This window comes from Paralcaligenes sp. KSB-10, assembly GCF_021266465.1.
Lineage (GTDB): Bacteria > Pseudomonadota > Gammaproteobacteria > Burkholderiales > Burkholderiaceae_B.
The window spans coordinates 1,449,225-1,464,404 of the sequence record NZ_CP089848.1 but is presented as its reverse complement, the minus strand read 5'-3'; the positions used below and the strand labels follow the sequence as shown (position 1 = coordinate 1,464,404).

15 protein-coding genes are annotated in these 15,180 nt (G+C 58.0%); 3 read left to right on the top strand and 12 right to left on the bottom strand.

All coding sequences use genetic code 11. From position 1 onward, the window contains the following. Nucleotides 1–510: 510 nt before the first annotated feature. From LSG25_RS20490 to fdxA, 11 genes are all read right to left on the bottom strand, one after another. The gene (locus LSG25_RS20490) at nt 511–720 is read right to left on the bottom strand and encodes a DUF1330 domain-containing protein (protein WP_370635967.1); all 210 of its coding nucleotides are present in this window, start codon (nt 718–720) and stop codon (nt 511–513) included. Between the two features lie 163 nt (nt 721–883). Further along, the gene (locus tag LSG25_RS06665) at nt 884–1,849 is read right to left on the bottom strand and encodes a branched-chain amino acid ABC transporter permease (RefSeq protein WP_232743907.1); all 966 of its coding nucleotides are present in this window, start codon (nt 1,847–1,849) and stop codon (nt 884–886) included. After that, the gene (locus LSG25_RS06660) at nt 1,846–2,733 is read right to left on the bottom strand and encodes a branched-chain amino acid ABC transporter permease (protein WP_232743906.1); all 888 of its coding nucleotides are present in this window, start codon (nt 2,731–2,733) and stop codon (nt 1,846–1,848) included. The genes LSG25_RS06665 and LSG25_RS06660 overlap by 4 nt, the downstream gene beginning before the upstream one ends. Nucleotides 2,734–2,827: 94 nt before the next feature. Further along, on the bottom strand, nt 2,828–4,039 hold the full coding sequence (locus tag LSG25_RS06655; RefSeq protein WP_232743905.1) for an ABC transporter substrate-binding protein: 1,212 nt from the start codon (nt 4,037–4,039) through the stop codon (nt 2,828–2,830). Between the two features lie 52 nt (nt 4,040–4,091). Beyond that, nucleotides 4,092–4,805: an ABC transporter ATP-binding protein gene (locus tag LSG25_RS06650; RefSeq protein WP_232743904.1), complete on the bottom strand. Its 714-nt coding sequence runs from the start codon at nt 4,803–4,805 to the stop codon at nt 4,092–4,094. Beyond that, nucleotides 4,802–5,575: an ABC transporter ATP-binding protein gene (locus LSG25_RS06645; RefSeq protein WP_232743903.1), complete on the bottom strand. Its 774-nt coding sequence runs from the start codon at nt 5,573–5,575 to the stop codon at nt 4,802–4,804. The genes LSG25_RS06650 and LSG25_RS06645 overlap by 4 nt, the downstream gene beginning before the upstream one ends. 116 nt (nt 5,576–5,691) lie before the next feature. Next, entirely contained in the window at nt 5,692–6,330 is a 639-nt protein-coding gene (nth, locus tag LSG25_RS06640; protein ID WP_232743902.1) for an endonuclease III, read from the bottom strand. Continuing rightward, nucleotides 6,327–6,962, bottom strand: coding sequence for an electron transport complex subunit RsxB (gene rsxB, locus LSG25_RS06635; RefSeq protein WP_370635996.1), 636 nt, complete (start codon nt 6,960–6,962; stop codon nt 6,327–6,329). Before rsxB ends, nth begins: the two co-directional genes overlap by 4 nt. Before the next feature lie 56 nt (nt 6,963–7,018). After that, a complete protein-coding gene (locus tag LSG25_RS06630; RefSeq protein ID WP_232744595.1) occupies nt 7,019–8,245 on the bottom strand; it encodes a polyhydroxyalkanoate depolymerase in 1,227 nt (408 codons plus the stop codon). A gap of 150 nt (nt 8,246–8,395) precedes the next feature. Beyond that, entirely contained in the window at nt 8,396–9,193 is a 798-nt protein-coding gene (locus LSG25_RS06625) for a ferredoxin--NADP reductase (RefSeq protein WP_232743900.1), read from the bottom strand. 896 nt (nt 9,194–10,089) lie between these two features. Then, entirely contained in the window at nt 10,090–10,413 is a 324-nt protein-coding gene (gene fdxA / locus LSG25_RS06620) for a ferredoxin FdxA (protein ID WP_232743899.1), read from the bottom strand. Nucleotides 10,414–10,598: 185 nt separating this feature from the next. Between fdxA and pncB the strand changes: the two genes are divergently transcribed. Both pncB and LSG25_RS06610 read left to right on the top strand, forming a co-directional pair. After that, nucleotides 10,599–11,774 carry a nicotinate phosphoribosyltransferase gene (pncB, locus tag LSG25_RS06615; RefSeq protein WP_232743898.1) on the top strand — a complete coding sequence of 392 codons (1,176 nt, stop codon included), beginning with the start codon at nt 10,599–10,601 and terminating at the stop codon, nt 11,772–11,774. Nucleotides 11,775–11,910: 136 nt separating this feature from the next. Continuing rightward, nucleotides 11,911–12,261 (top strand): RidA family protein, encoded by a 351-nt coding sequence (locus tag LSG25_RS06610; RefSeq protein WP_232743897.1) that lies wholly within the window; start codon nt 11,911–11,913, stop codon nt 12,259–12,261. A 32-nt stretch (nt 12,262–12,293) separates the two neighbouring features. Here LSG25_RS06610 and LSG25_RS06605 read toward each other — a convergent pair whose 3' ends face one another. After that, the gene (locus LSG25_RS06605) at nt 12,294–12,809 is read right to left on the bottom strand and encodes a flavodoxin family protein (RefSeq protein ID WP_232743896.1); all 516 of its coding nucleotides are present in this window, start codon (nt 12,807–12,809) and stop codon (nt 12,294–12,296) included. A gap of 95 nt (nt 12,810–12,904) precedes the next feature. Here LSG25_RS06605 and LSG25_RS06600 point away from each other — a divergent pair, with 95 nt between their 5' ends. Then, a complete protein-coding gene (locus LSG25_RS06600; RefSeq protein WP_232743895.1) occupies nt 12,905–15,139 on the top strand; it encodes a bifunctional (p)ppGpp synthetase/guanosine-3',5'-bis(diphosphate) 3'-pyrophosphohydrolase in 2,235 nt (744 codons plus the stop codon). The last annotated feature ends 41 nt before the right edge of the window (nt 15,140–15,180 follow it).

Sequence of the window (15,180 nt, the reverse complement as noted above, 5' to 3'; positions counted from 1 at the left end):
ACTATCGTCCCGATCGCTACACTCCATCAAGGTGTGTTCGGCAGACGCTTACAGTTCTTCAATAACTTAGGGATGCGGCACCGGTTAGCAGGCCGCCAGGGACTGATATTACAAGAAAAGCCATGGCGTTAAGTGACCTGGAGCTTGCAAAGGTGCTTCGCACCATGGCTGCGTACATTGCGCGCCATCGTCCTCGTCCAGAGAGTCGCAAAGCTTGATATTGGCTCCTCGGTTAAAGACCCTCCGCAATAATCTACGGGGACCAACGAGTCTATACCAATCCCTACGGCTGCTTCTGGGACTAGCTGCCGGCCATCGCGTTTCTCCGACTACTCTTCGTCCGACCAAGCCCGCCCGCTTGCGTGGGCGTCAAGGTGTGCTGACCGGAACCCTTACAACCTCAATGTTAAGGACGCGTCACAAAGAATGGCCCACCGTCCATCGGCAAGTCTCGAGAGGCTGGCTCTCATGTTCATTGGGTTCGTCAACTTCCCGTCTGTGATGGATGGATTACGTTTGTACTAACACTCCGTAGGCATCCAGACCTTCGCACACAATCACATTGGAAACTGAGACGCCTTGTCGCGCCTGCACGGCCATTTTCCATTCATAGGAGGCATACCATTCTTTGGCTTTGTCAACGCTATCGAAATGCAGGACCACCATGCGTGAGGCGCGCCAATTTCCCTCTAGCGTTTCAACCTTTCCGCCTCGGATCAAATAACACCTCCATATTTCTCAGTCGCAAGTTACCCAACGTTTATATACCTCGTGCTGCTCTGGAGCTATCAAGTTGGCGCCGACAATGATATATCCGGCCATGCCGTCTCCTCCATAGAATATGCGGCTCTTTATTCCTTCCCACGTCAGTGGCTAATAGTGTTCATCTCATTTTGAGCCGATGCACGATTTCACCCACAATGCCACGGCGGAAGGCCATGACGCAGATGATGAAGATCAGCCCGATCACGATGGTGACCGACTCGCCCAGGATCTGGAACCATTCCACCCCGGTTGAACGGCTCAGGAAGCGGCCGAGTTCACCCACCTTATTCTCGAGCATGACCACGATGAAAGCGCCCAACACCGGGCCGGTGAAGGTACCCAGGCCGCCGATGAGGGTCATGAGTATGACCAGGCCGGACATGCCCCAAGTGGCATCCGACAAGGTGGCCGAGACGAATACGAGGGCCTTGGTTGCGCCGGCCAGGCCGGCCAGGGTCGCCGACAGCACGAACGCCAGCAGCTTGAAGCTGTTGACGTTGTAGCCCAGCGATATGGCGCGCGGTTCATTTTCGCGTATGGCCTTGAGCACCTGCCCGAAGGGCGAATTGATGGTGCGCCAGCAAATGGCGTAGCCGATAAAGAAAATGGCCATGACCACGTAATACAGATTCAGGTCGTTGGACAGATCCAGGCCGAAGAGATCGCCGCGCGGTATGCCTTGCAAGCCATCCTCGCCATGCGTGAAAGGCGCCTGCAGGAAGAAGAAGAACACCATCTGGGCCATGGCCAGGGTAATCATGGCGAAGTAAATGCCGCTGCGGCGAATTGCCAGTAAGCCCATGACCAGCCCCATGACGGCAGCCACGGCAGTGCCGAATATCAGCCCCGCCAGGGTTGGCATGCCCCATGCCGTCAGGGCATAACCCGCGGCGTAGGCGGCTCCGCCCAGGAAGGCGGCATGGCCGAAGGAAAGCAGGCCGGTGTAGCCCAGCAGCAGGTTGAAGGCGCAGGCGAACAAGGCGTAGCACAATACCTTCATGACGAAGATGGGGTAGGCGCCCATTGCCGGCAGCAGGGCAATAATGACTACGGCCAGCAGATACGCGATTAGTTTACGATTCATTTCTCTTTCCCGAACAGGCCTGCGGGGCGCACCAACAGCACAATGACCATAATGATGAAGACAACCGTGTTGGATGCTTCGGGCCAGAACACTTTGGTGAGGCCTTCGATAATGCCCAAAGCCAGACCGGTGACGATAGACCCGAGGATGGAGCCCATGCCGCCAATAACCACCACGGCAAAAACCACGATGATCAGGTTTTGTCCCATTAGCGGAGAAACCTGCAGTATCGGGGCGGCCAGCACGCCGGCGAATCCGGCGAGGCCGACGCCGAATCCGAAGGTCAGGGTCACGACCAGGGGCACGTTGACGCCGAACGCCTCAACCAGTTTCGGATTTTCGGTGCCCGCGCGCAGCAAGGCGCCAAGGCGTGTTTTTTCGATGACCAGCCAGGTTCCCAGGCATGCAAGCAGCGAGGCCACGATAACCCAGCCGCGATAAATGGGCAGGTACATGAACCCGAGGTTGACGCCGCCTTGCAAAATCTTTGGAGTGGCGTAGGGCTGTCCTGAAACGCCATAAAGGCTGCGGAAAAGGCCTTCGATGAGCAGTGTCAGGCCGAAGGTCAGCAAAAGGCCGTACAAATGATCGAGCTTGTACAAGTGTTTGAGGAGCAGGCGTTCGATGACAATGCCGAACAGCCCGACAATAATCGGCGCGATGATCAGCATGGCCCAGTAATTCAGGCCCAGATACTGCAAGCCCATCCACGCAACGAAGGCGCCCAGCATATAAAGCGCGCCGTGAGCAAAATTGATGACATTGAGCAGACCGAATATGACAGCCAGACCAAGGGAAAGTACCGCGTAAAACGAACCGTTTACTAAGCCCAGCAATAACTGACCCAGCAGCGCTTGTATGGGTATGCCGAATATTTCAGTCATATTTGTTAAAAATCCATGACAAAATGCAAAATTCCCGGGTTAATAAAAGATCTGCCCCCCGCAGGGCAGGAAGCAGATCTTTTATAACAAAGTTTTATTTTTTAACGAGTTTGCAGGTTGATTCGGCCAGCGTAGTGTAGATTTGCTCGCCTGGCAGGGTTTTAACCAGTTTGACGTAATCCCAGGGTGATTTGGATTCGGCCGGCGATTTGACTTGCATCAGGTACATGTCGTGTATCAGCGTGCCGTCTTCGCGCACATAGCCGTTGCCGGCGAAGAAGTCGTTGACCTTGTGCGATTTGACCCATTTCATGATGGTATCGCCATCGTCGGTGCCTGTGGCCTTGACGGCTTTCAGGTAGAACGACACGGCGGAGTAGTCGCCCGCTTGCAGGTACGAGGGCATGCGGTTTTCTTCTTTGTAGAAACGCTGAGCCCATTTGCGCGATGCATCGTCTTTGTTCCAGTACCAGGCGCTGGTCAGGTACAGGCCCTGAGTCGCTTCCAGGCCCAGGGCGTGGATATCGTTGATGAACACCAGCAAGCCGGCCAGCTTCATGGTTTTGGTAATGCCGAATTCCTTGGCGGCCTTGACCGAGTTGACGAAGTCGCCGCCCGCATTGGCCAGTGCCAGGACCTTGGCCTTGGAGGACTGAGCCTGCAGCAGATACGAAGAGAAATCGGTGGTGCTGAGCGGCGCATCGACGCTGCCTACCACTGTGCCGCCGGCTTTCTTGACAACCGCGGTGGCGTCGCGCTGCAGGGAATGGCCGAAGGCATAGTCGGCCGTCAGGAAGAACCAGGACTTGTCGCCTTGCGCAACCATATGGTTGGCGGTGCCGCGGGCCAGCGCCACCGTGTCGTAGCCGTAGTGGATGCTATAGGGTGTGCAGCTGGCGTTGGTCAGGTTGGACGAGCCTGGTCCGACCGCGAACATGGGTTTGTGTTTTTCTGCCGCAACCGTGACCATGGCCAGGTTTACGCCGGAGTTGGTGCCGCCCACCAGCATGTCCAGGTGTTTTTCGTCGAACCATTGACGTGCGGTCGCGGAGCCGATGTCGGCTTTGTTTTGATGGTCTGCAACAAGCAGTTCGATTTTCTTGCCGTTGATTTCACCGCCGGCGTCGGCGATGGCCATGCGGATGGCATCGGCGCCGGCCTTGCCGTCGATGTCGGAGTAGACGCCCGACATATCGGTGATGAAGCCGATGCGTATAACGTCGTTAGAAATGCCTGCCGCGTGGCTTAGCCCGGTAAAGCTAAGTCCTGCTAGGGCGAAGGCTGCGGATAGTGTACGCAGTTTCATTGAAGGCTCTCCTTTGTATTGTTATACCGGGTACTCCGGCAGTATTTTGTGATTAAACGCCGAGCAGCGTGTTAAGCACGTCTTGTTTGGCTGGCAATTCAGCCGCACTAAATTGTTCTACGATCTGGCCGTGCTCCATGACATAAAAGCGGTCGGCCAAAGGCGCCGCAAAACGGAAATTCTGTTCCACCATGATGATGGTGTAGCCCTTTCCCTTGAGGATCTTGATCATGCGGGCCAGGGCCTGGACTATGACCGGCGCGAGCCCTTCGGAAATTTCGTCGAGCAAAAGCAGATTGGCGCCGGTGCGCAGAATTCGGGCAACCGCCAGCATTTGCTGCTCTCCTCCCGACAGGCGGGTGCCGGGCGAATACCGGCGTTCCTGCAGGTTGGGGAACATTTCGTAGATTTCGGCCAGCGACATGCCGCCGCCCAGGGTGTCTCCGACCGTGGGGGGCAGCAGGAGGTTTTCTTCGCAGGACAGGCCGGCGAAAATGCCGCGCTCTTCGGGGCAATAGCCTATGCCCAGATGGGCGATTTTGTAGGTGGGAAGATTGATCGACTCGGTGCCGCGAATGCGGATGGAGCCTTTGCGCGAGCCGGTCAGCCCAAGCATGGCCCGCAGCGTGGTGGTACGGCCCGAACCGTTGCGGCCCAGCAGCGTTACCACCTCGCCCTGATGGACGGTCAGGTTGACGCCATGCAGTACATGGGATTCGCCGTACCAGGCATGCAGGTCGGAAATCTCGAGTGCGTGGGTGCTCATCCGTGCGCTCCTTCGAGTGCGACCTCGGTGGAGCCCATATAGGCTTCCATTACGGCTGGATTACTCGATACCTGCTGATAGTTTCCTTCGGCCAGCACCGCGCCGCGCGCCAGCACAGTGATTTCGTCGGCGATAGAAGAAACGACATTCATATTATGTTCAACCATGAGAATAGTGCGGCCCGCGCTGACTTTCTTGATCAGTTGCGTAACGCGGTCGACGTCTTCGTGCCCCATTCCCTGGGTGGGCTCGTCGAGCAGCATGAGTTCGGGTTCCATGGCCAGCGTGGTGGCGATTTCAAGCGCTCGTTTGCGGCCGTAGGGTAGATTGACGGTGTGTTCGTCGGCGAAATCGGCGAGATCGACTTGATCGAGCAGGTGCATGGCGCGATCGTTCAGGCGCTTCAGGCAGGAGTCGCTGCGCCAGAAATGAAACGATAGCCCTGTGGTGCGCTGCAGGCCGATACGCACATTTTCGAGCAGGGTCAGTTGCGGGAATACGGCGGAGATCTGGAAGGAGCGGATAATGCCGCGGCGCGCGATTTGAGCGGGCTGCTCATGAGTGATTTCAACGTCGGAGAAAATGATTTTGCCCGACGTGGGAGTGAGAAATTTCGTGAGCAGGTTGAAGCAGGTGGTTTTGCCTGCCCCATTGGGGCCGATCAACGCATGGATATGACCGCGCTTCACTTGCAGATTGACATCGCTTACCGCGACGAAGCCCCGGAATTCCTTGACCAGGTTTTTGGTTTCTAGGATGTAGTCGCTCATGCCAGCCAGTTTGATAGAAAACTATTTTCGAATAGGCGCGAGTATGCATTCCACCCAGGCAAAATGCCATCGGGGTTTTACATAGGTCTATGGAAAACCCTTAAGTGAATTTCATTTTATAGGGCTGGGGTTTTGCCCTTGAATTCGCACAAATCGGCAATTCCGCATTGCGGGCATTTCGGCTTGCGGGCTATACATATGTATCGACCGTGCAAGATCAGCCAATGATGGGCATTCAGAATGTACTCTTTGGGAATGAGCTTTTCCAGCTTTTGTTCGACCTGAAGCACGTTTTTTCCGGGAGCCAGGCCGGTACGGTTGGCGACCCGGAAAATGTGCGTGTCGACGGCAATGGTTGGCTTGCCAAATGCCGTGTTGAGCACCACATTGGCCGTTTTGCGGCCCACCCCTGGCAAGGCTTCAAGGGCGGTTCGATCGCCGGGCACCTGGCCCTGATGCTGTTCAAGCAGGATCCCGCAGGTTTTAATGACGTTTTTGGCCTTGGTTTTGTACAGGCCTATGGTTTTGATCAGATCGGCCAGGCCGGCCTCGCCCAGGGCCAGCAGGCCGGCCGGAGTGCCGTGATCGGGGAAAAACCGCCGTGTGGCCAGATTCACCGATTTGTCAGTGGCCTGCGCCGAGAGCATGACGGCAATCAATAGCTGGAATGTGCTGTCGTAAAGCAACTCGGTGGTGGGTGCCGGGTTGGCGGCTTGCAGGCGGGCGAAGATCTGGGCGCGCTTGGCGGCGTTCATGAGTTGCCCTTGTTGCGCCGGGCCCGAGCCCGGGCGAGTGCGTCGGCAATCACGTGCTGCCTGGTGGCGGCATCGCTTTGCGCCGCGCTGGCAACTGATGCTTTGTTGGCCAGAGTGCGAGCCGCCAGCGCCGATTCGTCAGGGTGGCGGGCCTGCAGCCGGGCTTGCCGTTGTTGGTGATGAACGCGAGCCGCCGAGGCCCGTGCGGGCGTCCAGTCGTGGCCGGCGGGAACCATGTCGATGCAGTCCACGGGGCAGGGGGCTACGCATAGATCGCAGCCGGTGCAGCGGTCGGCAATGATGGTGTGCATAAGTTTGTTGGCGCCTACGATGGCATCGACCGGACAGGCCTGAATGCACAGAGTGCAGCCGATGCAATGTGCTTCGTCTATAACGGCGACCTGCAGCGGCTGGTGCTCTCCGCATTCGGAGTCCAGTGGAATTACCGGCTTGCGCAACAGCATGGCCAGTGCCTGTATGCCGGCCTCTCCGCCGGGAGGGCAGCGATTGATGGCTTCGTTATCGTGTGCCAGGGCTTCGGCATAGGGGCGGCAGGCATCGTAGCCGCACTTTGTACACTGCGTTTGCGGCAGGATGGCGTCGATTCGATCGATCAGCGGCGATGGGTGCATAAGATAAAAATCGGGGACCATGACGGCCCCCGATCAGATGTGGCAGGCCAGGAGGCTTACGCGGACTGGCGTATGAATTCCGCTATTTTAGGGCAAATCGTCTGACGCCAGCGGCGTCCGGCAAAAATGCCGTAATGGCCGCAGTTTGGCGCGGTGTAATGCTGTTTGCGGTCTTTGGCGATGTTGCGGCACAGGCTTTGGGCGGCGCGCGTCTGGCCCTGACCGGAGATATCGTCGAGTTCGCCTTCGATAGTCAGCAGGGCGACAGTGGTAATGGCCGCCGGATCGACCCGCTGGCCGTCGACTTCCCAGGTTCCCGACGGCAACTGATGTTCCTGGAATACCGTTTTGATGGTGTCCAGATAAAACTCCGCCGGCATATCGAGTACGGCATTGTATTCGTCGTAAAAGCGCCGGTGTGCGTCGGCGTCGTCGTTATCGCCTCCAAGCAGATGCAGGTAGAAATCGTAGTGCGAGCGCAGGTGCCGATCGGGATTCATGGCGACGAACCCCGCATGCTGCAGGAACCCCGGATAGACCAGCCGTCCCGAGCCTGGATAACGAGTGGGAACGCGATGTATCAGGTTGTTCTCGAACCACGAGTAAGGCTGGGTCGTGGCCAGCCGGTTGACTTGTGTGGGGGCTTTGCGGGCGTCGATGGGACCGCCCATCATGATCATGCTGCGCGGCAGGCAGGGCTCTTTGTTGCTGGCCATGAGCGATATCGCCGCAAGCACCGGCACCGTAGGCTGGCATACCGAAATAACGTGCACGTCCGGGCCCAGGAAGCGGATGAAATCCTGAATGTATTTGACGTAGTCGTTCAAATGAAAAGGACCTGCCGAAACAGGCACCATGCGGGCGTCGATCCAGTCGGTGACATAGACATCGTGCTCAGGCAGTAGCGTGCGCACGGTATCGCGCAGCAGCGTGGCATGATGCCCTGAAAGAGGCGCCACCAGCAGGACGGTGGGGTTTTTCTTGGATCCGGCCGGCGATTGCCGCTGGAAATGCACCAGATTGCAAAATGATTTTTCGATCGCATTATGCGGCGCCACCGGTATTTGCCGGCCGTCGACCTCGATCGTATCGATACCCCACTGGGGTTTTTCATAGTCTTTGCCCAGACGATGCACCAGCTCGTAGGTGGCGGCTATCTGCCGCGAAAGCGGAGTGTAGGCAAATGGACTGTATGGATTGGAAAACAGTTGCGACCCGGTGTCGGTGAATGCTGCGAGCGGCGTCAAAAAAGACCGTTGCATTTCGTGTAGCTGATACAGCATGGACATAGATAAAGCCCCTCGTGGGAGTATTGTTCTTGTTTGCCGGTACGGGTCAGGCGGAATGATAGCCAGGCCAGCTAATACAATGAACGTTGCAAATCAGGATGCTAACGCTCGTAAGGTTATTAGCTAATCACAAAGTAAACGGGATTACCAGTAGTTTTCCACTGCTAGATTCCCTAGGTTGCCGCGTCGGCCCACCGCAAAACCGAGTCCGGTCAGCAGTTTGCGTGCCTCGCCCAGCATGTCCGGGTTGCCGCACAGCATGACTTTCGAAACCTGGGGATCCAGCGGGCGCCCAGCAAGATTTTCGAGCTGCCGATTGGCGATCAGGGTCGTGATGCGCTCCTGGGGCATGCCCGGCAGGGCTTCGCGGGTGGGAATGGGCAGATACGTCAGTTGGGCACGGGGGGCGCCGGCCGGTCCGGGAGACGAAAAATTCCGGCCCCAATCGCGAATTTCAGCTTGATAGGCCAGCTCGGCAATCGTGCGTACCCCATGCACCAAAATAATCCGGTCGAACTGTGTCCAGGTGTTGCCATCTTGCAACATGGACAGGTAGGCCGACAGGCCTGTGCCGGTGGCCAGCAGCCATAGGTCGCCGCCACGGGCAAATCGGTCTATGGTCAGAAAGCCAAAGGCCGTCCGGTCGATGCAGATCGAGTCGCCGGGGCGCAATTCTGCCAGGCGCGGGCTGAACTCGCCTTCGGGCACCACAATGGAATAGAAGCCCAGCTTGTCTTGCGCGGGCGCGGTAACCATGGAGTAGGCTCGCCAGATTGTGGGTATTTCCGCATTGTCGTGGCCGGCGGGCAGGCCCAGCCGGGCAAATTGCCCGGCCTTGAAATTAAATTCCGGATCGCGCGTCGTTTCGATCGAAAAGAGCTTTTTGGGCACCCATTCGATAAGCTTCGTGACGGTCTGTCTGGTGTATTTATGGTCCGGCATGAGAGTGGGCGGGCCTTTTAAAGCAAAGTTGGCGGCTAGGGCGTTTTTTGGTCGAAGAGTTTACTGTACTCGATGGATTGGTCGCTTTGGTATATAAAGACGCCGTCTATCGGTGCTTGGGGTCAGGGCCGGCACGGCGTGCTTGATCCGGATCTACCTCGTCCAGGCGGGCGTCGGGCGAACTCGCCCAGCCTCGCGAGGCTGGGCTCAGACAGCGCCCGCCGAAAGCCCCCGCCTTCCCTACGGTAGCATCCGGCGCACGCCTTACGCCGGCCCTGACCCCAAGCCCCGATAGACGGCTCACGTTGCGGCCTGCCTGGAATTGCATCATGGGATGCCCGGAATTTACGTGCTTGCGCCCACCGTTAATGGGCCAGCACCCCTAGAACCGTTAACGTGCCCGCACTCATGCTTCCATCACGTGGCCACATCTACCTCGATTGACGACTCGATGGATTGACGACTGGATGTACTAAAAGCATCCACCGCTTCAATGTAGCCTGTGATTGGCTCAACGCGGCTTCCCCAATGTATACCCCGATGCATTACCTCAACGCAAGCCGCAGGGTGGGCGGTGCTGTGCAGTCCGGCGGTAGTCCAGCGCCGGGTGCTGACGAAGGGAAGGCGGGGGCTTTCGGCGGGCGCTGTCTGAGCCCGGCCTCGCGAGGCCGGGCGAGTTCGCCCGACGCCCGCCTGGACGAGGCAGACCCGGGCAGTCGGGGTGCGTAGCACCACGACCGCTGGACGTGCCGGACTACACAGCACCGCCCACCCTGCGGCGTCTTTATAGAACTACCGCCCAAAGTACAAAGTAATAAGCTAAAACCTGAACGAACGGCTCAAAAAAAAACGACTGAAACGCATTCAGCGCAGCAAACACTCGAACCAAAAATGCCCTAACGTTCCAGATACTTCAGCTTGTCTTCGACGCCATTCCATTCGTCGGCATCCGCTGGCGGCTTTTTCGAGCGATTGATCATACCCAGGCCAGGTGCCATATCGGCATTAAGCTGGATGAACTGCACTTGGTCTTGCGGCACATCTTCCTCGGCAAAGATCGCGTTCGCGGGACATTCGGGTACGCATACCGCGCAATCTATGCATTCATCGGGGTCGATCATGAGGTAGTTGGGGCCTTCGCGGAAACAATCTACCGGACACACATCGACGCAGTCGGTGTATTTGCATTTGATACAGTTTTCGGTCACGACATGTGTCATTCGGGGGCTCCAGCGTCAATCTTTGCAATGCGAACCATTGCTCTACGGCGTGATTTTACCCAATAAGTAAAGGTAACCACGGATTGACCTGCCGGCAGGTCTGGTCTTTGCCGGCGCACCGGGCGAGACGTCCGCCAAACAAGAGCCCATTGTGCTATGGTAGCTAAAAGGATTTATGCGCATCGATGATTATCACCTCGCTACTCGACTCCGATCTCTATAAATTTTCCATGATGCAGGTTGTGTTGCATCATTTTCCGGCCGCCCAGGTCGAGTACCGCTACAAATGCCGTACGCCAGGTATCAATCTCAGTGCGTACCTGGACGAAATTCGCGCCGAAATACACAGCTTGTGTCAACTGAGATTTACCGAGGAAGAACTCGGCTACCTGCGCGGCTTGCGTTTCATCAAGAGCGACTTTGTCGATTTTCTCGGACTGTTCCACTTGCCCGAAAAGTGCATCTCCATCACCGAGGGAGCGATACCCGGCGAAATCGACATTACGGCAAAAGGGCCGTGGCTGCATACGATCCTGTTTGAAATCCCCGTACTGGCCATTGTCAATGAAGTGTATTTTCGCAATACATGCCGCGAACCCGCCTGGGTCGAGGGGCGCAAGCGATTGCAGTCGAAAATGCATCTGGTCACCGATGATCCGGCAATGGCCGGTTTCCGGGTGGCCGAATATGGCACGCGCCGGCGATTTTCCAAGCAGTGGCACGAAGAGGTCGTGACCACCATGAAAGCCCAGATGGGGCCGAATTTTGCCGGAACGAGCAATGTCTGGTTTGCCATGAAGCATGGCGTAACGCCTTTGGGCACGATGGGGCATGAATACTTGCAGGCGTGCCAGGCACTGGGGCCGCGCCTGCGCGACTCGCAGGTGTTTGCTCTTGAGGTCTGGGCCAAGGAATACCGCGGCGACTTGGGCATCGCGCTGTCGGATGTCTACGGCATGGACGCCTTTTTGCGCGATTTCGACATGTATTTCTGCAAGCTTTTCGATGGGGCGCGGCACGATTCCGGCGACCCTTTCCTGTGGGGCGAGCGGCTACTGGCGCACTATACGGCCAATCGAACCGATCCGCGCACCAAGACTCTGGTGTTCTCCGATAGCCTGACCATTCCGCGCGCCATTGAGCTGGCCCGACGTTTTGCCGGACGATGCAAGGTGTCGTTCGGGATCGGTACCAACCTGACCAACGATCTGGGCCACGAACCCCTGCAAATCGTCATGAAGATGGTGCGTTGCAACGATCAGCCGGTTGCGAAGGTATCGGATGCGCCCGAAAAAACCATGTGCGACGATCCGGCTTATCTGGCTTACCTGCGGCATGTATTCAAGCTGCCGCCCGCGTGATGTCATATGCCTGGTTTGCGCCTGCGCGAGCGGCGCTTGCCGAATCTGCGGCGGCGACCTACTATCACGAACCTGATTCGGGAATCGGTGTTCCGGTGGACACCGATCTTACTTTTCAATCAATACGGAGAACACGATGAGCGACATCAAGCGCGTCAATACGGGAAAACGCATGTCGGATGCGACGATTTTCAATGGGGTGGTGTATCTGGCGGGGCAGGTTGCCGATGACGATACACTTGATATCGAAGGCCAGACCAAGCAGGTATTGGCCACGATCGACCGTTTGCTGGCCGAGGCCGGCACCGACAAGACCCGTATTCTTAGAACCCAGATCTTTCTGGCCAACATCGTCGAGTTCAGCGGCATGAACAAGGCATGGGATGCCTGGGTGCCCGCGGGCCACGCGCCAGCGCGTGCCACCACCGAAGCGCGCCTGGCCAGCCCGGACTACAAGGTTGAAATCATGGTGACCGCGGCGCTGTAGGCGGTTCGAGCGGACGGCCACCAGGGCCGCCCCTACACCAGCAGGGCGGCCAGCGTGCCGCCCAGTGTTTCACATAAGGCCCGGTCTTCGGGCTTTATGTTTTTGGGGGCGGCGATTCGTTCGGGTGTTTGAGCATCGGTGTGGACTATGAGCGCGGGTGCGATGGCTTGCAGCCGCCATCCGGTGCATATGCGTTCGGCCTGGCGGACGGCCGAGCTGCCGTCGCTGCCGGCGCTGATCAACAGGGCGTAGGGCCGGCCGTTGAGTTGATCCAGTACGGCATAGTAGTTGCGGTCGAAGAATTCTTTCATGGCGCCGCTCAGGGCGGCGAGGTTCTCCGGGGCACAGAATATAAAACCACTGGCTTGCAGAAGGTCGGGGGCCTGCGTTTCATGAGCGGGCTTTATTACAATATCGAGTTGCGGGCCGGCCTGCAGTTCCTTCAATACGGCCTGGGCGCCACCGCGCGCGGCTTCGGCCATTTGCAGGGCGGCGCCTGTGCGTGAATGCCACACAATAAGCAGGCTTTTTTTGCTGGAAGAATCCATGATTGCCGATTCGCTATCGTTTGCCAGACACGCTAGTATAGAGTGGCCTGGACACACATCCCTGATGTCATTGATTGGTTTGCGCAGTATCCACTATGTCTACGATTGCACCTCCCACTAACGATTTACTGCCTTTCGATGCCGATTGGCTGGCGCAGGCTTGCGCCGATCTCGATCCGGCGGGACGGGCGCTGGTCGAACAGGCCGCTGCCTGGGTGCGCGAACCGCTCAAGGGCTTGCGGGCAAGCACCGGAGAACCTTTGGCCGAGCACAGCGCCGCCGTGGTGCGCATACTGGCCGAATTGGGTACGGATGCCGTGACGCGTGCCAGCGCCCTTATTACGGTCATGCCGGTCGAGGCATCGGAATCGATGGCCAGCGCCAAGCAGAATCCTTTGCTCAAGACCTTCGGCGCCGAAGTGGTGTCGCTGGTGCAAGGAACGCGCGCCTTGCTGCGTTTGAGCCATCTGGCCGGACAATCGAACGACGATTCGGCAACGGCCGGCGATCAAAAGGAAATGCAGCGCAAAATGTTGCTGGCCATGGCCGCCGATCTGCGTATTGTCTTGATGCGCCTGGCTTCGCGCCTGCAATCCCTGCGCTGGCATGCCAGCTCCAAAACTCCTTGTCCGGTGGAGTTCGCGCGCGAGACCATGGAGCTCTATACCCCTTTGGCCAATCGCCTGGGAATCTGGCAGATCAAATGGGAAATGGAAGATCTTGCATTCCGGTTTCTGGAGCCCGACACATACAGGGCCATTGCTCGCCAGCTCGAGGAAAAGCGCGGTGAACGCGAAGCTTTCATCCGTGCCGCCGTGGACCGCCTGCACGCGGCCCTTGAAGATGCTCATATCGCGGCCGAAGTCACGGGGCGTCCCAAGCATATATACAGCATATGGAACAAGATGCGCATCAAGCATCTCGACTTCAATCGCTTGTTCGATCTGCGCGCCTTGCGAGTCATTGTCGACGATGAGCGCAGCTGTTATGCGGTTTTGGCACTCGTCCACTCGCTGTGGACACCGGTGTCCGACGAATTCGACGACTACATTTCCCGGCCCAAGCCTAACGGCTATCGCTCTTTGCATACAGTCGTCGCCGATAGCGAAGGCAAGCCTTTTGAAATCCAGATCCGTACCTATGAAATGCATCAGTTTGCCGAGTACGGCATGGCGGCGCATTGGCGCTACAAAGAGTCGGGCGCCAAAGGCGGCCAGCAGGCGGCAGCCAGCGGTTACGACCGGAAAATCGCCTGGATGCGTCAATTGCTGGCCTGGGACAAAGAAGGCGCCGCACCGGAGCAGCAGGCCGCCATGGCTGCTCCGGCGGCTACCGTATCCGCAGACCGTATTTATGTGATGACGCCGCAGGCGCGGGTCATCGAGCTTCCGGCTGGCGCCACGCCGATCGATTTTGCCTACTACCTGCATACGGATTTGGGGCATCGCTGCCGCGGCGCTCGGGTCGACGGGCAAATGGTGCCCTTGCTCACCCAGCTTTGCACGGGGCAAACCGTTGAGATCATCGCCGCCAAATCGGGCGGTCCGTCGCGCGACTGGCTGAACCCACAACTGGGCTTTCTGGCCAGTCCGCGTTCGCGCGCCAAGGTGCGGGCATGGTTTAACGCGGTCGAACTGCAACAGCGTATATCGCAAGGCCAGGCCCTGGTCGAAAAAGAACTGCAACGCCTGGGCAAAACCGCTATCAACCTGGAGCAGTTGGCGCAGCAACTGGATTTTGCCCGAGCCGACGACCTGTATGTCGCGGTGGCCAAAGAAGAGTTCAGCCTGCGCCAGATCGATTACGTACTCAAAGAGCCGTCGGCTGCCGCGACCGCCCCGGTCGCGAAGCTCAATTATTCGAGCGGCGCGGACAATGTCGTGAAAACCGGCAAAAGCGGGGTGCTGGTGGTGGGTGTCGGCTCGCTCATGACGCAACTGGCCCGTTGCTGCCGCCCCGCGCCGCCCGACTCGATCGCGGGGTTCGTGACGCGAGGCCGCGGCGTATCGATACATCGACACGATTGCCCGGCTTATGCGGCGCTGGCCTTGCGCCAGCCCGAGCGCGTCATTGATGTCGGCTGGGGTGACACCGGCGAATCCGTTTATCCGATCGACATCAGCGTGCGGGCGCAGGATCACTCCAGCCTGCTGCGCGATATATCCGAAGTCTTTGCGCGGCTGCGCCTGAGCGTGGTGGGGGTCAACACACAGAGCCGCCGTTCGCTGGCGCACATGATTTTTACCATCGAGGTAAAAAACGGTGAACAGATTGTGCGCGCGCTTGCTGCGCTGAACGAACTTTCGGGAGTCAGCGCCAGCCGGCGTTGATGGCTTGGCGCCTGCTGCGCGCGTTTATTTCGAGCTGAATT